At 61.9% G+C, this 18,741-nt stretch carries 18 protein-coding genes; 7 read left to right on the top strand and 11 right to left on the bottom strand.

What is annotated here, in order from left to right:
• Positions 1-6: 6 nt before the first annotated feature.
• Positions 7-789 (top strand): VWA domain-containing protein, encoded by a 783-nt coding sequence (locus AC1DWZ_RS16760; protein WP_477170061.1) that lies wholly within the window; start codon positions 7-9, stop codon positions 787-789.
• 76 nt (positions 790-865) lie between these two features.
• Here AC1DWZ_RS16760 and AC1DWZ_RS16755 read toward each other — a convergent pair whose 3' ends face one another.
• The gene (locus AC1DWZ_RS16755) at positions 866-3,193 is read right to left on the bottom strand and encodes a heavy metal translocating P-type ATPase (RefSeq protein ID WP_477170060.1); all 2,328 of its coding nucleotides are present in this window, start codon (positions 3,191-3,193) and stop codon (positions 866-868) included.
• A gap of 169 nt (positions 3,194-3,362) precedes the next feature.
• Here AC1DWZ_RS16755 and AC1DWZ_RS16750 point away from each other — a divergent pair, with 169 nt between their 5' ends.
• The gene (locus AC1DWZ_RS16750; protein ID WP_477170059.1) at positions 3,363-3,791 is read left to right on the top strand and encodes a MerR family transcriptional regulator; all 429 of its coding nucleotides are present in this window, start codon (positions 3,363-3,365) and stop codon (positions 3,789-3,791) included.
• Positions 3,792-3,810: 19 nt separating this feature from the next.
• Here AC1DWZ_RS16750 and AC1DWZ_RS16745 read toward each other — a convergent pair whose 3' ends face one another.
• Both AC1DWZ_RS16745 and AC1DWZ_RS16740 read right to left on the bottom strand, forming a co-directional pair.
• A complete protein-coding gene (locus AC1DWZ_RS16745) occupies positions 3,811-6,129 on the bottom strand; it encodes a heavy metal translocating P-type ATPase (protein ID WP_477170058.1) in 2,319 nt (772 codons plus the stop codon).
• Positions 6,126-6,326, bottom strand: a complete 201-nt coding sequence (locus tag AC1DWZ_RS16740; protein WP_477170088.1) for a DUF2933 domain-containing protein — start codon at positions 6,324-6,326, stop codon at positions 6,126-6,128. The genes AC1DWZ_RS16745 and AC1DWZ_RS16740 overlap by 4 nt, the downstream gene beginning before the upstream one ends.
• On the opposite strand from AC1DWZ_RS16740, the gene AC1DWZ_RS16735 reads away from it, so the two are divergent.
• Positions 6,269-6,499: a hypothetical protein gene (locus AC1DWZ_RS16735; RefSeq protein ID WP_477170090.1), complete on the top strand. Its 231-nt coding sequence runs from the start codon at positions 6,269-6,271 to the stop codon at positions 6,497-6,499. The genes AC1DWZ_RS16740 and AC1DWZ_RS16735 overlap by 58 nt on opposite strands.
• A 3-nt stretch (positions 6,500-6,502) precedes the next feature.
• On the opposite strand, the gene AC1DWZ_RS16730 is transcribed toward AC1DWZ_RS16735, so the two are convergent.
• The 3 genes from AC1DWZ_RS16730 to AC1DWZ_RS16720 all read right to left on the bottom strand — a co-directional run bounded on the left by AC1DWZ_RS16730 (position 6,503) and on the right by AC1DWZ_RS16720 (position 8,907).
• A complete protein-coding gene (locus AC1DWZ_RS16730; RefSeq protein WP_477170057.1) occupies positions 6,503-7,054 on the bottom strand; it encodes a Spy/CpxP family protein refolding chaperone in 552 nt (183 codons plus the stop codon).
• Positions 7,055-7,273: 219 nt separating this feature from the next.
• Positions 7,274-7,648, bottom strand: a complete 375-nt coding sequence (locus tag AC1DWZ_RS16725) for a hypothetical protein (RefSeq protein WP_477170056.1) — start codon at positions 7,646-7,648, stop codon at positions 7,274-7,276.
• A 200-nt stretch (positions 7,649-7,848) separates the two neighbouring features.
• Entirely contained in the window at positions 7,849-8,907 is a 1,059-nt protein-coding gene (locus tag AC1DWZ_RS16720) for an isopenicillin N synthase family dioxygenase (RefSeq protein WP_477170055.1), read from the bottom strand.
• A 410-nt stretch (positions 8,908-9,317) separates the two neighbouring features.
• Here AC1DWZ_RS16720 and AC1DWZ_RS16715 point away from each other — a divergent pair, with 410 nt between their 5' ends.
• Positions 9,318-11,480, top strand: coding sequence for a methyl-accepting chemotaxis protein (locus tag AC1DWZ_RS16715; RefSeq protein ID WP_477170054.1), 2,163 nt, complete (start codon positions 9,318-9,320; stop codon positions 11,478-11,480).
• A gap of 62 nt (positions 11,481-11,542) precedes the next feature.
• Here the strand turns inward: AC1DWZ_RS16715 and AC1DWZ_RS16710 are convergent, their stop codons facing one another.
• A complete protein-coding gene (locus AC1DWZ_RS16710) occupies positions 11,543-12,283 on the bottom strand; it encodes an SDR family oxidoreductase (RefSeq protein ID WP_477170053.1) in 741 nt (246 codons plus the stop codon).
• Between the two features lie 110 nt (positions 12,284-12,393).
• Here AC1DWZ_RS16710 and AC1DWZ_RS16705 point away from each other — a divergent pair, with 110 nt between their 5' ends.
• Complete coding sequence (locus AC1DWZ_RS16705; RefSeq protein WP_477170052.1) at positions 12,394-13,290, top strand: LysR family transcriptional regulator; 897 nt, start codon at positions 12,394-12,396, stop codon at positions 13,288-13,290.
• Here AC1DWZ_RS16705 and AC1DWZ_RS16700 read toward each other — a convergent pair.
• Entirely contained in the window at positions 13,287-13,850 is a 564-nt protein-coding gene (locus tag AC1DWZ_RS16700) for a TetR/AcrR family transcriptional regulator (RefSeq protein WP_477170051.1), read from the bottom strand. The two genes, AC1DWZ_RS16705 and AC1DWZ_RS16700, sit on opposite strands and share 4 nt — an antisense overlap.
• Positions 13,851-14,004: 154 nt before the next feature.
• Between AC1DWZ_RS16700 and AC1DWZ_RS16695 the strand changes: the two genes are divergently transcribed.
• Positions 14,005-15,195, top strand: a complete 1,191-nt coding sequence (locus AC1DWZ_RS16695) for an acetyl-CoA C-acyltransferase (RefSeq protein WP_477170050.1) — start codon at positions 14,005-14,007, stop codon at positions 15,193-15,195.
• 32 nt (positions 15,196-15,227) lie between these two features.
• Complete coding sequence (locus AC1DWZ_RS16690; RefSeq protein WP_477170049.1) at positions 15,228-16,046, top strand: SDR family NAD(P)-dependent oxidoreductase; 819 nt, start codon at positions 15,228-15,230, stop codon at positions 16,044-16,046.
• On the opposite strand, the gene AC1DWZ_RS16685 is transcribed toward AC1DWZ_RS16690, so the two are convergent.
• From AC1DWZ_RS16685 to AC1DWZ_RS16675, 3 genes are read right to left on the bottom strand one after another with little or no spacing between them, the layout of a single operon-like run.
• Positions 16,043-16,693 carry a CoxG family protein gene (locus tag AC1DWZ_RS16685; RefSeq protein ID WP_477170048.1) on the bottom strand — a complete coding sequence of 217 codons (651 nt, stop codon included), beginning with the start codon at positions 16,691-16,693 and terminating at the stop codon, positions 16,043-16,045. The two genes, AC1DWZ_RS16690 and AC1DWZ_RS16685, sit on opposite strands and share 4 nt — an antisense overlap.
• Before the next feature lie 17 nt (positions 16,694-16,710).
• Positions 16,711-17,541: an XdhC family protein gene (locus tag AC1DWZ_RS16680; protein ID WP_477170047.1), complete on the bottom strand. Its 831-nt coding sequence runs from the start codon at positions 17,539-17,541 to the stop codon at positions 16,711-16,713.
• Between the two features lie 11 nt (positions 17,542-17,552).
• On the bottom strand, positions 17,553-18,740 hold the full coding sequence (locus tag AC1DWZ_RS16675) for a vWA domain-containing protein (protein WP_477170046.1): 1,188 nt from the start codon (positions 18,738-18,740) through the stop codon (positions 17,553-17,555).
• Position 18,741: the final 1 nt, after the last annotated feature.

Here is an 18,741-nt window from a genome sequence, read left to right as displayed (position 1 = left end):
CTCAGAATGAGTGAACATAATTCGGCCAGGAAGGCCCCACTTTCGCTCGACCTCAACAAGGCCGCTCAAACTCTGCGCCTGTCGCTTGACAAGGCCGGCGTTGCAGCGGACATCAAAGCGGAAATCATCTTCGATATCGATGTCTCCGGCTCCTTCGAGCACGAACATGAAGAAGGCACCACCAGCACACTCATCCAGCGCCTGGTGCCTTATGGCATGGTGCTGGATCCGGACGGCTTCATGGACGTCTTCACCTTCAGCGACGGCAAATCTGCCGCCCATCATGTCGGTACGGTGACCCCGGCAACAGCGGAGGGATACATTACGCGTGAAGTGGTTGACCGCGTCCCCGGCTGGAAGGGCGGCACCGAATACAGCCACGTCCTGGAGAAGAATCTCCAGCATTTCGGCTGGCTGCCGTGCGATGCCTATCATGGCATCGGCGGATTCTTCAGCCGCTTCTTCGGCGGTGCCAAGGAAACCCATGTCCATGAAAAGAAGCGCTCGATCGTCATCTTCGTAACGGATGGCGAAAACAATGCCAGCGATGAAACCAGGACGATGAGCGTCCTCCGGGAGTCACAAGAACGCGGAGACAATGTCTATTTTCTCTTCATTGGCGCTTGCGAGCACAATGTCGACTTCAAGTTCATCAAGACAATTGCCAGCAAATTCAAGAACACCGGTGTCGTGATCATTCGCGATCTGGAGGGCTTCGTCGAGAAATCGGACGAAGAGATCAGTGCCGAACTGCTCGGGCCGGAACTCATCAACTGGCTGAAAGCCTGAAATAGGCGAATCGAGACGATTTGTTTGACGGAGACGGCGGCGGTGGTCGCCGTCCGTCTCACGTCAGATATGTCGCCTAGCTGCGCGCGCGCAGCAACCGCAGGGCGTTCATGGTCACGAGGACCGTGGCACCGGTGTCGGCGAGGATTGCCGGCCACAGGCCGGTGATGCCGACGACTGTCGTGACCAGGAATACGACCTTCAGCCCGAGGGCAATGGTGATGTTCTGGCGGATGTTCGCCATCGTTCTGTTGGATAGATCGATCATATCCGCGATATCGCCGACGCGTCCGTGAAGCGTCGCTGCGTCGGCCGTGTCGAGCGCCACGTCGGTACCGCCACCCATCGCAATGCCGATGTCCGCGGCTGCGAGTGCCGGTGCATCGTTGATGCCATCGCCGACCTTGGCAACGGCGAAGCCTTGCGCTTTCAATTCACCGACGATTCGCAGTTTGTCTTGCGGCAAAAGCCCGGCGCGGACCTCGATGTCGAGATGCTTGCCGATGGCCTCCGCCGTGCGCTGATTGTCACCAGTGAGCATCACCGTTTTGATGCCCACATCATGCAAGGCTTTCAGGCCGGCTCTGGCATCCGCGCGGGGCTCATCGCGCATGGCGATGACGCCGGCCACTTTGCCGTCGGCGATGAGGACCGAGACGATCTTGCCTTCGTCATTGAGGGTTGCAATGCGGGCAAGCTGTTCGGCAGTAAGCCCGGCTCTTTCCCCGGCGGCTTGGGTCGAACCGAGAAATGCCTGCGTGCCATTCACCGTTCCGGTGATGCCCTTGCCACCGATGGACATCGCATCGGTGATCTGCTGCACCGGGATATTGTCCATCATGGCCCGCTGCAGGATCGCCTTGGCCAACGGATGGCCGGAACCGGTTTCCAGCGCTGCGGCGAGCCGGAGGATATCTGCAGTGGAATGGCCAAACTCGACCACATCCGTCACCAGCGGCTTGCCCTCGGTCAACGTGCCTGTTTTATCGAAGGCAACGGCGGTTATCGTACGCAAGGCTTCCAGCACCGCACCGCCCTTGAGCAGCAGGCCGCGCCGGGCGCCGGCCGAAAGAGATGCCGCAATCGCAGCCGGCGTCGAAATCACGAGGGCGCAGGGGCAGCCGATCAGCAGGATGGCCAGGCCCTTGTACACCCATTCGCCCCAGCTGCCGCCAAGCAACAGCGGCGGTATCGCCGCGACCAGCGCGGCAACCAGGACCACGCCCGGCGTATAGTAGCGCGAGAACCGGTCGATGAAGCGTTCGGTCGGCGCCTTGGATTCCTGCGCCTCTTCGACAAGCTTGACGACCCGGGCAATCGTGTTGTCCGCCGCGGCCGCGGTCACACGAAGGCGAATGGCCGCATCGCCATTGACGGTGCCTGCGAAAACGCTGGCATCAACGCCCTTGCGAACCGGCGTGCTTTCGCCGGTGACCGATGCCTCGTCAATCGAGCTCTCGCCCGAGATGATGATGCCGTCGGCGGAGATCCGGTCGCCGGGGCCCACCAGAATCACGGACCCGACCGCAAGTGTCTCAGCCGGAACCTCGCGGGTCTGGCCATCCTGTTCGAGCAGAGCGGTCTTTGGCACCAGATTGGTCAGCGCGTGGATGCTGGCACGGGCTTTGCCGGCCGCGACACCTTCCAGCAATTCGCCGATCAGGAACAGAAAGACGACCGCTGCAGCTTCCTCGCTGGCGCCAATGATGACGGCACCGACCGCGGCAATCGTCATCAACATCTCGATAGAGAAAGGCGTGCCGGCGAGGGCGGCCATGACGGCGCGGCGCCCGATCGGCACGAGACCAACCAGCATGGCGGCAATGAAAATCCAGGGATCCAGTTCCGGTACCAGCTTGCCGAGGCCATAAGCCGCGGCCAGCGCGACGCCGCACGCGATCGTCAACTTGCCCTTGCGCGACTTCCACCAGGGACCGGTCATCGGCCCGTGATCGTGAACATGCCCATGGAAGCCGGCAGCCTCGTCAGCGTGACCGTGATTCTCATGACCATGACGATGAGCTGCGTGATGATCGTGCTTGGCGTGATCGTGCCCATGATCGTGCCCGTGGTCATCATGCCCGTGGTCACCATGATCGTGCTTGGCGTGGTCGTGCCCATGATGATCATGATCGTGCCCGCAGCCATCCGCAGGCGCAGCCGACGGCGCCGATTTGCCCGAGATGAGGGTGAGGTCATAGCCGAGCCCGGTGACCTGCTTTTCAATGGCTGGCGCGAGGTCGGCATTGTCACCATGGTGGACCAGCATGGTCCCCGCAGACACCGATACGGAGACCTCCTCGACGCCCGGCAGGCGCCGTACCGCCGTGTCGATCTTCGTCGCACAGGACGCGCAATCCATACCGCCGATGCGATAGCGACTTTGGAGCGATGCGTTTGCCATGACCAATCCTCAGAACTGTCGTCGATATGTCTTTCTACCTCCTCTAGTCGCTATAGGAGCAAGCCATTGTTTGACGTCCTCGGAATAGTTTCCGGAAAGCGGGCTCCGGGCCCGCCCTTGAATCGGCCTGCAAATGACCTAAATTCTCTAGCGACTAGAGGAGTGGCCTATGAAAAGACAGGATATTTCGATCGGCGAGGCCTCGCGGGCCAGCGGCGTGAAGGTCCCGACAATTCGCTATTATGAGCAGATTGGCTTGCTGGCGGCGCCTTTGCGATCCGAAGGCAACAGGCGGACCTATGGTGTCGATGACCTGCGCCGGCTGGCCTTCATCCGCCATGCCCGCGAATTGGGATTCGAGGTACCTTCGATCCGGACCTTGCTGACTCTACAAGACGATCTTCACCAGTCCTGCGGTGCGGCCGACGCGATCGCCCGCGCGCGCCTTATCGAGGTCGAGCAGCGCATTGCCAGTCTCACGGCACTGAAAGCTGAGCTGGAAGTGATGGTCGAGCAATGCCGCCATGGTCGGCTCTCCGAATGCCGCGTCATCGAAGTGCTGGCAGATCACGGCAAATGTATGCACCCGTCTCACTAGGCCGTGTGCCGTATTCGGATCATAGAACTGTTAGTCGCAGGCGAAGCGCATTGCCGACCACAGATACGGAACTCAGCGCCATCGCGGCCGCGGCAATGATCGGCGACAAGACAATGCCGAAGGTCGGATAGAGCAGACCGGCGGCGACGGGGACGCCCAGGGCGTTATAGACGAACGCCAGGAACAGATTCTGCCGAATATTGCGCATGGTTGCCCTGCTGAGTGCGCGTGCGCGCACGATGCCGGACAGATCTCCTTTGACGAGCGTCACGCCCGCACTGCGAATGGCAATATCGGTACCTGTTCCCATGGCGATGCCGATGTCCGCTTCGGCGAGTGCCGGCGCGTCGTTGACCCCGTCGCCGGCCATTGCGACCACATGCCCTTCCCGGCGCATCCTTTTCACGATCTGGTTCTTGTCTTGTGGGAGGACCTCAGCTTCGACGGTATCGATGCCAAGTTTCCGGGCTACAGCCATCGCCGTGGTCTTGTTGTCGCCCGTCAGCATCACGATCTTGAGGCCGCTCGCATGAAACGCTTTCAGGGCATCCAGCGTTGTCGCCTTGATCGGATCGGCGACAGCAATGCTCCCCGCGGCTTTGTCGTCAACGGCGATAAACAATGCAGTGGCACCGTCCTTCCTGAGTTCATCGGCACGCGTCGCCAGGTCACCAAGTACAACGCCCGCCTCCAGCATCATCTTGGCGTTGCCGAGGGCGACGCGGCGCTTGTTCGTCAGGCCGGTCACACCTTTTCCGGTGACCGAGGCGAAATCCTCGACAGCATGTTCTGGAAGATTTCTATCTCGCGCCGCGCCGACAATGGCGGCGGCCAGGGGATGCTCGCTGGATTTTTCCAGGCTTGCGGCCATGGCCAATATATCGTCTTCCATGAAGCCGCCCATTGTCAGGATTGCGGTAACCTTTGGCTTCCCTTCGGTGAGGGTCCCCGTCTTATCGACAACAAGCGTATCGACCTTTTCCAGGCGTTCCAACGCGGCGGCATCCTTAATCAATACGCCGGCGGTCGCACCTTTGCCGACGCCCACCATGATGGACATGGGCGTTGCCAAGCCAAGGGCGCAGGGGCAGGCGATGATGAGGACAGAAACGGCTGCGACCAATCCGTGGGCGAGGGGTTGTTCGACCCCGGAGAATGCCCAGGCAATGAAGGCGATGACAGATATGAGCATGACCGCCGGAACAAACCAGCCGGACACCATATCTGCCAATCTCTGGATGGGTGCCCGGCTGCGCTGTGCTTCGGCAACCATGCCGACGATCTGGGACAACATGCTATCGGCACCTATTTTCATCGCCTTGATGACGAGGCTGCCGGTTCCATTCAACGTGCCGCCGATGACCTTCGTCTGCGGCGTTTTCTCAACGGGAAGCGACTCGCCCGTGACCATGGATTCATCCACGGCGCTGCGGCCTTCCACGACCTCGCCATCGACCGGAATGCTCTCGCCCGGCCGGACGCGAAGCCGGTCACCTAGCTGCACAGTCTCGATGGCGACTTCTTCATCAGTGCCATCGGCGCGAATTCGCCGGCCCGTTTTCGGTGCGAGATCGAGCAGCGCCCGGATAGCCCCGCCGGTTCTTTCGCGCGCACGCAATTCCAGGACTTGCCCCAGCAGGACGAGGACCGTGATCACGGCGGCGGCTTCGTAATAGACGGCGACAGCGCCCTCCGTGGTTCTGAAACCCGCCGGAAACAGTTGCGGCGCCACGGTCGCCACCAGGCTGAAGAGATAGGCAGCTCCCGTTCCGAGTGCGATCAAGCTGAACATGTTGAGGCTGCGATTGACGACGGATGCCCCGGCGCGATCGAAGAAGGGCCAGCCCGCCCATAAGACGACGGGCGTCGCCAAGACAAACTGCAACCAGTTCGAGACGTTGGGCGAGAGCATCGCATGAATGTTCAACCACGGAACATGACCACCCATTTCCATGAGGAACAGCGGGAGCGTGAGAACCAGTCCGATCCAGAAACGCCGGGACATATCGATGAGCTCGAGATTCGGACCCTCCTCGGCCGCGGGTGCTAGACGCTCAAGAGCCATACCGCAAATAGGGCAAGCCCCCGGCCCTGTTTGCCGAATTTGGGGATGCATCGGACATGTATAGATCACCTCCGCATCGGCTGGCGATGCGGAGGCGTGGACCTCAGGCTGCAGGTATTTTTGGGGTTCCGCGACAAATTTGGCTTTACAGGAAGCGCTGCAGAAGTGGATGAGCCGTCCAGCACGTTCGTGACGATACGCGGTCCGTTGCGGATCGACTTTCATGCCGCACACAGGATCTCTGGTCTCCGGCGCAGCAATTTGATCATTCATGATCGGCCTCCACCCACAGGTGGTTCGGATTCGTCCTGCATTCCTTTGTGGCCGTGGCGACCATCCCGCCTGTGATGCATGAAGAGATGCATCAGTGGGCACGCCAGGATGAGCAGGTAAGGAACAGCACCAAGTATGTGTGCTCGATGTTCAGGTAGCAGCAGGATTGCCGCAATTGCTGCGAACCCAATCAGCACGATTGTCGCTTTTAATTTCCAGAGCCTTGGCTGATTGGGCGGTCTTTTATGGGGCGAAGGCTGCCTGTCATGACGTTGGGATGACGGCAGATCATCAGATGGATGTGCAATTGGCATGGTGCTCATCTTCTTTCGTGCGCGGCAGCGCCAGCGCGATGCATATTGGTGCCTAAAAGCTACATTGCTCCCATTCCATAGGGCATGAGCAGGTCGTCGGCGGTGTGCTTCTGCGCGTCGTCAAGGGCTTCATAGAGTGGTGCCAGAGCAGCCTTCATCCGACGCAACTGGTCGAGCCGGAGCGACATCATCTGTTCATGGCGATCCATCTGCCGGAGCAGATTTCCGTGGGCGGGCATTTGATTTGACATCATACCCATCTGCATCTTCTGCATTATGGCCTGCTGATCGTGGGTGGTTTTGCGCGCAACGTCTGCAAAGGTTTCCCACAAGGACTGTTGAGCATCAGTAATCTTAAGCTCCGTCTGCAGGAAGGCTAAGCGACCTTCCATATGCACCGGATCCATCATCGCCGACATCGACTTCATCATGCCCATCATGCCCATCATGCCTGGACTCATCATGCCGGAACCCATCATCTCGGGTTGGAAGACGGGGTCGAACACAGTGGCGGCGGGGTCGACCACGGGATGGTGTGCATCTTCGGCCAATGCCGGCGTTGTGACCGCCAGCAGAGCACTAATCAGAATCAAATTCCGTAGAGAAGTCATGGCGTGGGTCTCCTTGGGTTGCGGGTGAGTGGCCTGGGATAGGCGGAATCGGTCGCTTCTATCGGGCACTGACCCTGACGTGGCTGCGTTCCCTTGCAGCACGCACCATAGACGCCAGGGCTCATGGCGAGAGCGGGCGGCAATGACGCGGTTTTTCTGCAAGACGCTCGATCAGGTGTCCTGACCAGCACAGATCGGCGGATAGAGGACCAATCCTAGTCAGGCAAGAGGTGGGGGCTGCGGGGGCCTGATCTGCGGGTCGACAGCTTGGCCGAAGCAAAAGACCGCTTCTCTTGACCAATGATGCTCTGGAACCATGCCAAAGATGGAGAGACCGGTGGTAGGGGCTGCGTTCAGCGAGCATCCGGAGCCCATGTGGCAATGTTCGGCGCACAAGGCATGGCCGGCGTCACAGGGATGATCATCCTGAGCTGTGGCAACCGAGACGTAACCTGAATGATCGGCCGTGCTCGCTTGGGCGTGACCGATGATCAACGCCGATGTCAAAGCGACCAGCAAACACAGAACCGCCAGTGGACGGCACCAACCTGCCGCGCCCTTAACGAATGTCTCCGGATCGTCGATCTTCGGCATGGGGTCGGATTGCCTTCCTTGCTCAAGATGACAGGCTCCACGAAAGCGCGTCGGAATGCATTGATTTGGATCAACCGGCGGAAATGCAGGTTAATGCCTGCCTGAGCAAAGTCTCAGTGCGATACAGGCCGGTGTCGATATCCTGCTGGATGTTTGCAGCGTGGATTCGGCGATTTCTCTCAAGTTCGCAGAAAACGGCCTTAATAGGCTGTACCCGGCCCTGCGGCGCCGGCCAGTTCCTCCGCCGTGAGCTGGTCTGCATAATGGCGACGCGCCACGTCCGGGTGGGATCGCAGGCGTCCTTTCAGATAATTCTTGCCTACCTCGCGGAAGAGCGGGTTGAGCGGGTCCTGGGCGATGCCTTGCGCTTCCGCTGCAAGGTCAGGCGACAAAGAGAGGACCGGCACGGTCGAATCGAGCCTGGCGCCAAGGAAGAAGGCAATCGACAGGCGATCCGTGCCGGCGGGTGGTGTGATCACACGGTGCACCGTGGCGCGGAGATAGCCGTTGGACGCCATCTCCAGCAACTCGCCGACATTGATGATGAAGCTGCCAGGCAGGGGCGGGGCGTCGATCCAGCCATGTGGGCCTTCAACCTGCAGCCCGCTTTGCTGGTGTTGAGCCAGGATGGTGACGAAGCTGCTATCCTTATGCGCATCGACGCCCTGGTCACTCGCGGTCGCTTCGCGCCCCGGATAGCGAATGATCTTCACCAACTGGTTCGGCTTCTCGGCATAGATCGGTTCGAAAACATCTTCCGGTTGGCCAAGGCTGGCCGCAAAGGCCCGTGTCAGCCGGATGGCGAGATTTGTCGCATCCGCCTGCCAGCGCAGAATAGCGGGCCGCAGGTCGGGGAGTGCCTCAGGCCATTGATTGGGTCCCTGCAGGCGCGCCCAGGCTGGGTCGCCGGCTCCGACGGGAAGGCGTTCCCGTTCGGCGCCGACGTCCAACTGCTCGCGCCAATCGCGCTGCCCGCGGGTATGTTCCCAGCCGACGCGCGTATAGCCTCGGAAATGCGGCGAGTTCACCATCTCGACCGCGAGCTTCGCGGGCTCCGGTAAATCGAAGAAGCGGCGGGCCTGCCTGAAAAGGTCCTCGACGAACGGCGTCTCGATGCCATGGCCGATGAGATAGAAGAAGCCGGTTTCACGGGCGGCCATCCGCAGCTTCCCCAGGAACGCCGCGCGCATCGGCGCGGGGCCGTCGATCTCCCGGAAATCCAGGACCGGCAATGTTCTGATGGGTACTGGCGCATTCATCTGTGCGATTCCTTCAGGTCCTGATTGCATGCCGACGACAAATGACCAGGACACATTTTTCCAGCCCGGTTTGGCGCCGGCTCCAGAGTTGATCCGTCGTTTCGCGCGGTCAAGCGCGTGTTTCTCGTCCGTCGTGCCCGACGCCGATCGATTGCCGGCATTTTGCCATTATTCTTTGGGTTGGACCTCAGGCAAGGCGCTTGTCTGAATCCGACATGCTTCAGTCAAAAGACGGTTGCATGCCCGCATGGTTGGTATGTGATCGCAGCGATATTTCTTAAGATTTTTTTCATGGAGCCAATTGCATAAGAGGGCCGCTACGCCGCCATGCTGTGATGGTCACGCCAGCGTAGTCCTGCCTTCGCCTTGTCACATCTTCGTCATTTCGCGTCACTGAGGGATGTTCTTCCATGAAAGAGATTTCCGCGTCGAATCGGATTGGGTCGAATCGTGTCGGTTTTGCACCAGAGAAGCCAGCGCGGCCGGGTCTTGCCTCGCGCATGCCGCTGTCGCTGAAGATTCTGCTGCCGATCGTCCTGGCGGTGGCGGTGGGCTATGCCGCTTCGACCTGGATCTCGTCGGACCGCAGCGGCAAGATCGTCAACGATCTTGCGCTGTCGCAGGGTGAACAGATGGCCGAGGCGCGCTCTGCCGAAATGCAGGCGATGTTCAATGCCAATTTCCAGATCGCCCAAAGTCTGCGCGACACCTATGTCGGCATGCGCAGCGAAAACGCCCTCAACCGCGCGTCCTTCACCGCCGCCTTGCGCGCGGCCCTCAAGGCCAATCCGGACTTGGTCGGCGTCTGGGCCGGCTTCGAACCCAATGCCTTCGACGGCAATGACCAGGCGGCGATCGGCACGGAAGGCGCCAATGCGACCGGCCGCTACGTGCCCTATGCCTATCCTGATCAGGGCGCCATCAAGCTCGACCCGATGAAGTCGGTCGACAATCAGGATGCCAGCGGCGATTTCTATCAGATCCCGTTCAAGAGCGGCCAGGACACGGTGCTGGAGCCCTATATTTATGCGCTTGCCGGCAAGGACACGCTGCTGGTCAGCCTGGCGACGCCGGTCAAGGTCGACGGTAAGGTGATTGGCGTCATCGGCATCGACATGTCGCTGGAGCAGATGAATGCGGATTTGCTGAGTGTGCGCCCCTATGGTACCGGCTCGATCGGTGTCGTCTCGAGCGGCGGCCTGATGGCGGCCTCGATCGATCCCAAGAATCTCGGCAAGCAGTTCGTGACGCTCAGCCCCAGCTTTAAGGATGCGCTGCCGCGTGCCCAGGCCGGCGAAAGCTTCTCGATCACCGATTGGTCGAATTCCCTGCAGACCGACGTCACGCGCATCTTCGTGCCGCTCAAGATCGGCGATGTTGAAAAACCCTGGTCGGTATTGCTGAACCTGCCGCAGGACAAGATCATGGCGCCGGTCAGGGAAGTGATCTGGGTTAACTCGATCATTGCTGCCGTCGTCGTTGCATTGCTTGCCATCGTGATCATGGTGCTGGTGCGCATCGTTGCCGCACGCCCGGTCAAGGCGCTGACCCAGGCGGTCGAGACGCTGGCCGGCGGCGACACCAATGTCGCCGTGCCGATGACCAACCGCGGCGACGAAATGGGAGTCATGGCGAAGGCGGTCGAATTTTTCCGCCAGAAGCTGATCGAGGTCGATGAGCTGCGCGTACGCCAAGCTGACATCGAGAAGAATGCCGCCGAGGAACGCCGTCGTGCCATGCTGCAGCTTGCTGACGGTTTCGAAGCCAGCGTGAAGGGCATCGTGCAGACAGTCTCCAGTGCTGCGACCCAGCTCGAGGCCAATGCCCAGTCCATGTCGGCGGTGGCCGAGGAAAGCGCCCGGCAGGCGACGGCGGTGGCAACGGCCGCCACCGAAGCTTCGGCCAATGTCACGACGGTCGCCGCGGCGTCCGAGGAACTGTCGAGCTCAATCAGCGAGATCAGCCGGCAGGTGGCTGAGAGCAGCAACATCACCCGCGTTGCGGTCGAGGAAGTGGCCAGGACCGGCGAAACCGTCGAAAGCCTGGCGGTGGCGGCGGAAAAGATCGGCGGTATCGTGCAGCTGATCAACGACATCGCCAGCCAGACCAATCTCCTGGCCCTGAATGCGACCATCGAAGCTGCCCGCGCCGGCGATGCTGGCAAGGGCTTCGCGGTGGTGGCGTCCGAGGTGAAGAACCTCGCCACGCAGACCTCCAAGGCGACGGAAGAAATCTCCAGCCAGATTTCCGGCATGCAGAACGTCACCCGCGCTGCGGTGGGCGCGATGTCGGAGATCCGCGGTACGATCGGCCGCATCAACGAGATTTCGTCCGGTATCGCGGCCGCGGTCGAGGAGCAATCGGCGGCGACGCAGGAAATTTCCAACAATGCCCAGCAAGCAGCCAATGGCACCGACGAGGTCAACCGCAACATCAGCGGTGTCAGCCGGGCATCGGAAAATGCCGGCAGTGCCTCGTCCCAGGTGCTGAACGCGGCGGGTGATCTCTCCCGCCAGTCCCATGCCTTGGCCAGCGAAGTCGATGGTTTCATCGCCAAAGTCCGCGCTGGCTAACATCTCTGCGCCTTTGAAAAAGGGCCCGCGCCGGTCGTTCCTGATCGGCGCGGGCTTTTCATTCAGATGATGCCGCCATTGGCGCGGAGCGTCTGGCCGTTGATCCAGGCACCGTCAGGGCCGGCGAGAAAGGCAACGGTTGCGGCAATATCCGTGGGTTGGCCCAATCGTTCGAGCGGGGCGAGCTTTGCCAGGCGGTCGACCACTTCCTGCGGTTTCCCTTTCAAGAACAGATCGGTCGCGGTCGGCCCGGGCGCCACGGCATTGACCGTGATGGCACGGCCGCGCAGCTCCTTGGCAAGCACGCTGGTCATGGCTTCGATGGCAGCCTTGGTCGCAGCATAGACGCCGTAGGTCGGCTGCAGCAGACCGACCACGCTCGAAGAGAAGTTGATGATGCGGCCATTGTCGCGCAGGCGCTTGGCCGCTTCACGCAATGTGTTGAAGCTGCCCTTGAGGTTCACGTTCATCTGCCGCTCATAGGCCGCATCGTCGGTCTCGGCGATGGTGGAGAGCGCCATGACACCGGCATTGTTGACCAGCACGTCGACCCCGCCAAAGGCTGCCTCGGCCGCATCGAACATGCCGCGGACGGCCTGTGGGTCGCTGACATCGGCCTTGGCGGTCAGCGCCTTGCCGCCACGGGTTTCGATCTTGCGGGCAAGGGCCTCGGCGGGGGCCGCGTCGCCCGAATAGTTGATCACCACCGTAAAGCCATCCTCGGCCAGACGTTCGGCCACTGCAGCGCCGATGCCCCGGGAAGCGCCGGTCACGATCGCGACTTTATTCGTCTGCTGGGTCATCTTCAGTCTCCTCATCAGGACGTTGTTGATGAGATGAAGATGGATTTATCTCATGGCCGGATAATGTTATATAAATTGGCATTACTATCCGAAATTTGCGAATAATAACCATGGATCGATTCGACGCCATGCGCGTGTTCACCCGGATCGTGGAGCGGCGCAGCTTCACGCTGGCGGCGCAGGATCTTGGCCTGCCGCGCTCGACGGTGACCGACGCGGTGAAGCAGCTGGAGGCCCGGCTCGGTGTCCGCCTTTTGCAGCGGACGACGCGCCATGTCAGCCCGACCCTGGACGGCGAGGCCTATCATCGCCGCTGTCTGTCGCTCATTGCCGATCTTGAGGATGCCGAAGCGGCGTTTGGCGGCGCGAAGCCCAAGGGGCTGTTGCGGGTCGACGTTCATGGGACGCTGGCGCGCCACTTCGTGCTGCCGCATCTGCCGGACTTCCTCGCCAACTATCCTGACATCCAGCTCTACATGAGCGAGGGCGACCGGCTGGTCGATCTCATCCGCGAGGGCATCGATTGTGTCCTGCGGGTTGGCAATCTCGCGGACAGCGACATGGTGGCGCGGCGCGTGGCGCTGCTCGATGAGATCACCTGTGCTGCCCCTATTTATCTCGACCACCACGGCACGCCAACCAGCGTCGATGATCTCGACGGCCATCACATGGTCGGTTTTCACTCGACCGCGACAGGATCGTTGATGCCGTTCGAATTCACCGTCGACGGCGTGGCGCGTGCCGTGACCTTGCCGGCGACGGTCTCGGTGAATGGGGCGGAAAGCTATGTGGCGGCGGCACGGCTGGGCCTGGGGCTGATCCAGGTGCCGCGCTATCATGTCGAAAACGACCTCAATCTGGGCAATCTGGTGCGCGTGCTGGGCGCGTTCGACCCGGCACCGACGCCGGTTTCCCTGCTTTATCCGCGCAACCGCCAGCTCTCGCCGCGGGTGCGCGTGTTCATCGACTGGCTGGTGCGGAACTTCGGCGCGCAGTCCGCTGTCTAGGCGGCGGTCGACGCCGCCACCGCCTGCAGGATTTCTTCCGAGAGTTCCGGATCGTCGACCGCGCGGGCCAGCACCATGGCACCGACCATCCCTGCGAACGTCGCCAGAGCCTTCCTGCGTTTCGCGGCCCTGGCAGTACCGGGCATGAATTTGGTGAGCATGCCGATGATGGCCGAAAAACGATCTGTGACAGCGCGGCGCACGGCTGGCCCTTGGCGGGAGACTTCCGGGCCCAGGGCCGCCATCAGGCAGCCTTGCTCCGGATGGTCGCGATGGGCTGGCGACAGATAGGCCGCTGTAATGGCAGCCAGGGGATCCTTGGCACCTAGCGCGCGCCGTTCCCACTCGGCCAGCGTGCTGTCGGCGGCGCGGTTGCAGGCCGCCACCATCAAATCGTCCTTCGAGCTGAAATGGCCGTAAAACCCGCCATGGGTCAGGCCGATATTCTTCATGAGATCGGAGAGACCGATGCCGCCGAAGCCCTGGGCGCGGAACTGCATTGCTGCTTCATCCAGGATGCGTTCCCGGTTCTTGGCGGCCTGTTCCCGGCTGACCTTCATGATCTCGTGCTCCAATTTTTTAGCGTCGCGTCTTGACAATATAAATGATGGTCGTCATATAATCAAACATTACGGTCGTCATATATAGCAGGTGCGCCCAGGATGGCGCCAGTTCATCCGCCATCCAGTTCACTTGCCATAAGGAAACCGGTTCATGTCGATCACTGATCCCATTGTCATCGTTGCGGCGGCCCGGACGCCGCTTGGCCGCTTCCAGGGGGCGCTTGCCGGCCTTACCGCCCCGATGTTGGGGGCGCAGGCGATGGGTGCGGCCCTCACGCGCGCTGGCCTTGCGCCTGAGCGGATCGACGAGGTGCTGTTCGGCTGCGTGCTGCCGGCGGGGCAGGGCCAGGCGCCGGCACGGCAGGCGGCACGCAAAGCCGGCCTGCCGGATGCCACGGGTGCCACTACAGTCAACAAGGTGTGCGGGTCGGGCATGAAGGCCACCATGCTGGGCCATGATCTGTTGCGCGCCGGGTCGGCGGAGATCGTGCTCACCGGCGGCATGGAATCGATGTCGAACGCGCCCTATCTGCTGATGAAGGGGCGCGGTGGCTACCGCGCCGGCCATGACCGCATCTTCGATCACATGATGCTGGATGGGCTCGAGGACGCCTATGAAGCCGGTCGTCCCATGGGCGATTTCGGCGAGGCGGCGGTGCAGGCCTTCCAATTCACCCGGGCCGATCAGGATGCCTATGCCATCGAGACCTTGACGCGCGCCAAACAGGCGATTGCCGACGGTGCTTTCACAGCGGAGATCGTGCCGGTTGCGGTTCCGGCCAAGGGCGGCGATGTGCTGGTCAAGGATGACGAGCATCCGGGCAAGGTCTCGGCCGAGAAGATCCCGACATTGAAGCCGGCCTTCCGCGCCGACGGCACGATCACGGCGGCCAGCGCTTCGGCCAACGCCGACGGTGCCGCGGCCCTTATTCTCACCACAAGGTCGCGGGCGGAACGAGAAGGCCTGCCGATCCTGGCGGAAATCAAGGCCCACGCCACGCATGCCCAGGAGCCCGCCTGGTACACGACGGCGCCGATCCCGGCCATTCGCAAGGTGCTGGAGAAGACCGGCTGGTCGGTGGGCGAGGTCGATCTCTTCGAAATCAACGAAGCCTTCGCTGTCGTTGCCATGGCGGCAGCGCGCGATCTCAACATCCCGCGCGACAAGCTCAACATCCATGGTGGCGCCTGTGCGCTGGGGCATCCAATCGGTGCCACGGGTGCCAGGCTCATCGTCACCTTGCTGCATGCGCTGCAGCGTCACGGCCTGCGTCGCGGTGTGGCTGCCCTCTGTATCGGCGGTGGCGAAGCGACCGCGATCAGCATCGAACGCTCGACCTAATTATCCAGACAATCTTCCATCAGGAGACACGCATGAGCCATTCCAAGGGTACCGCACTCGTCACCGGGGCATCATCTGGCATCGGTGCCACCTATGCCGACCGCCTGGCGCGACGTGGCCATGATCTCATCCTGGTGGCGCGCGATCAGCAGCGTCTTGAAGCCCTGGCACAGCGCCTGCGCAGCCAGACGGGCGTCAAGGTCGATGTGTTGCCCGCAGATCTCGGCAATCATGCGGATCTTCTGAAGGTCGAACAACGCCTGCGCACGGACGGCAATGTCTCGCTCATCGTCAACAATGCCGGCATCGGGCCGGCGGGTCCGCTGGTGGGCGCCGATATCACGCTGCTCGATCAGATGATCGCGGTCAACATCACCGCGCTCAACAGGCTTGCTGTGGCTGCCGCCACCGTCTTTGCCGGGCGCGGCAAGGGCACCATCATCAACATTGCCTCCGCCGTGGCGCTGGTGCCGGAAATTTTCAGCGGCACCTATAGCGGCACCAAGGCTTTTGTGCTCAACCTGACCTTGGCCCTCCAGGGGGAAGCGGCCAAGAGCGGCGTACGCCTGCAGGCTGTGCTGCCCGGCTATACCCGCACCGAAATCTTCGAGCGCGCAGGCCATGACATTGCCAAGCTCGACCAGACGATGGTGATGGATGTGGGCGATCTGGTCGACGCCGCCCTGGTCGGCCTGGACCAAGGTGAAGTCGTCACCATTCCGTCACTGGCCGATGCCGCAGATTGGCAAGCAGCCAGTGCCGCTCGTCTGGCCTTGGGCCCCAATCTCTCCAAGGACAAGCCGGCTGCACGCTACCGGACGGCGTCGCTCCATACCGCGGCGGTCGGTTAAACGCCCAAATTGCCTCCGCTGCAAATCGGGAAGTCCATGGCAGCATGGGCTGGCCCGATGCAGCAGACATGGGCGGCAACCACGCCCACGGCCAAGAGAACTAGAACCGGCACGACCACGTCAGCCTTGGTAAACAGGCTCTTGAGCCAACCCTTTTTCTCCTCGGCCTCATTGGCGGCGGCGCCCGGCTCAGCCGACACTGCAGTGGGAACCGGACCGAGGGCCGCCGCAAAGCTTGCGAAGAAATCGCCGGCGAGCTTCCGCGCCGTCGAATCAATGAGCCGGCTGCCCAATTGCGCAAGCTTGCCGCCGATCTGGGCGTCGGCATCATAGGAAAGGATGGTCGCATCGTCGCCATCGGCCACAAGCTTGATGGTGGCGCCACCCTTGGCAAAGCCGGCGACACCGCCGGATCCTTCGCCGGCGATGCGATAGCCGTTGGGGGCGTCGATTTCGGACAAGGTTACCTTGCCACCGAAACTCGCCTTCACCGGTCCCACTTTCAAGGTCACCTTGGCAACCATGTCGGTGGGCGAGGTCATCTCCAGGCTTTCGCAACCGGGAATGCAGGCCTGCAGGATGGCGGGATCATTGAGCGCGGCCCACACCTTGTCGCGGGGTGCGGGGATGCGTTGGCTGTCACTCATCTGCATGGTCTGGTCCCTCAATTCGTGATGGTCGCACGGTCGCCCTTGCGGCGCAGCGCGATGATTTCAGCAATGATGGAAAGCGCGATCTCATCCGCCGTGATGGCACCGATATCGAGCCCGGCGGGTCCTTTGACGCGGGCGAGTCGTTCGGCCGGCACGCCTTCGGCTATAAGAGTTTCGGTGATCGCCGCAATCTTGCGCCGGCTGCCGACAAAACCGATATGGCCTGCCGTGCTGAGGACGGCCGCCTTCAGGGCCACCTCGTCATCACGCCCCTGTGTCGAGACGACGATATAGGCCTGTGGCTCATTGCTGGGCGGCAGGGTGAAACCGTCGACCCGTCGGTCGGCCTCGGCAAAAAGATGCTGGTCTTCGGGCATGGCGCAGACGGTCAGTTGATAGCCAAACCTCGGCGCCAGTTCAGCGAGTGCCACGGCCACGGGGCTTGCCCCCATGACGATGAGGTTGGGACGCGGCAGCATCGGTTCGACGAACACATCCATGGTTCCCTGGCTGGGGCAGACGTTGCGGGCAAAACGGACGCCGTTGCGCTCCTCGCCCGGGCGCAGGCCCTGTTCTGCGAGCAGATCCTTGGGCTGGATCGAGACCAGCCGCGGCCGCCCATCGGCCAGCGATTCCTTGGCGGCCTTCAATACCGCCGCCCGCGCGCAGCCACCGCCGATCCAACCGTCGGAAATGGCGCCGTCGGCGCGAATGACGGCCTTCGCGCCGGCCTTGGCGGCGGTGACCGAGACGGTACGCACCACCGTTGCCAGCACAAATACTTCGCCCTTGGCCTTGAGGCTGGCGACGAGGTCGAGGATTTCGGGATGTGTCGGCATCATCAGATCCTCCGTCACAAACGCGCAAGATAGGGTTCGAGGGCGGCCAGGCTCGCCAGCGTGTGGGCAGGTGCAAACAGATCGATGTGGGGCAGGGCAGCCGCCATGCCACGTGCCGATGGCTCATAGCCTTCCCAGCCGATCAGCGGATTGAGCCAGACGATGCGCCGGCAACGGCGTCTGAGATGCGCCATCTCGGCGTCGAGCAGGTCCGGATCGCTCGTGTCATAGCCGTCCGAGAAGATCATGACGCAGGTCCTGGAATGGACGACGCGGGCGGCGTGCCAGCGATTGAAGGTCGCTAGGGATTCACCGACCCGCGTGCCACCCCCCACTCCCTCGGCCATCAGCCCCAATCGGTCAAGGGCACGTCCGGTATCCTTTTCACGCAGCGCATCAGAGACATGGATGAGTCGCGTATGGAACAGGAAGGCCTCTGCCTCACGGAAATGGTCCAGCACGCCATGGACGAAGCGCACGAACACGGCGGTATAGAGGCTCATCGAGCCGGAGGCATCGAGCAGGATCACAAGGCGCAGCGGCTTATGTCGCGGTTTCCGGAAGACGAGATGCAATGGTGTCCCACCGGTGCCGAGGCTGGCATGGATGGTGCGCCGTAAATCGATGCGGCGGCCGCGTTTGGCGATCCGCTCACGCCGGGTGAGGTGGGTCCGCATCTTGCGCGACAGGCGTTCCGCCAATTTATGCGCTGCCGCGATGGCATCGGGATCGGCAATCTTGCGGAAATCTGTGTGCGCCAGAGTCTCAAACCGGCTGGCGCCCTCGCGTTTTCCCGCAGGCGCGGCATCTTCCTTTGCATCGTCTTCGTGCCGCTCGACATCGCTGGGCAGGCTGGTTTCGCCACTCTGCGTCGCTTGCTCGGAGAGGGTCTTGATGGTTCGCTGATTGGCGAGTGCTGCGTTGCCGGAAATCGGTATGCGAATCTTGACGTTGCGCCCGCTCCAATAGGCGTCAAACAGGATATCGAACGCCTGCCAATCCGAGCGGCGGCCACAGAGCAGCGCCTTCAAGGCCGGCCGCGCCTTTGCCGCACGGTCGATGCCGTTCTCCGACAATATGCGCAACGCATCGGCGCTCTCGGCAAGGCCCACCTTGAACCCATTGTCGCGCAGGGTGCGGACGAAGCCGGCGAGCCTCTGCCGCGCAGCGGGGCCAAGATCTTCTGCCGTCCGCAAGCTCATC

Source organism: Dongia sp. P2_B8 (assembly GCF_056404715.1).
This window is presented reverse-complemented; position numbering and strand designations above follow the sequence as displayed.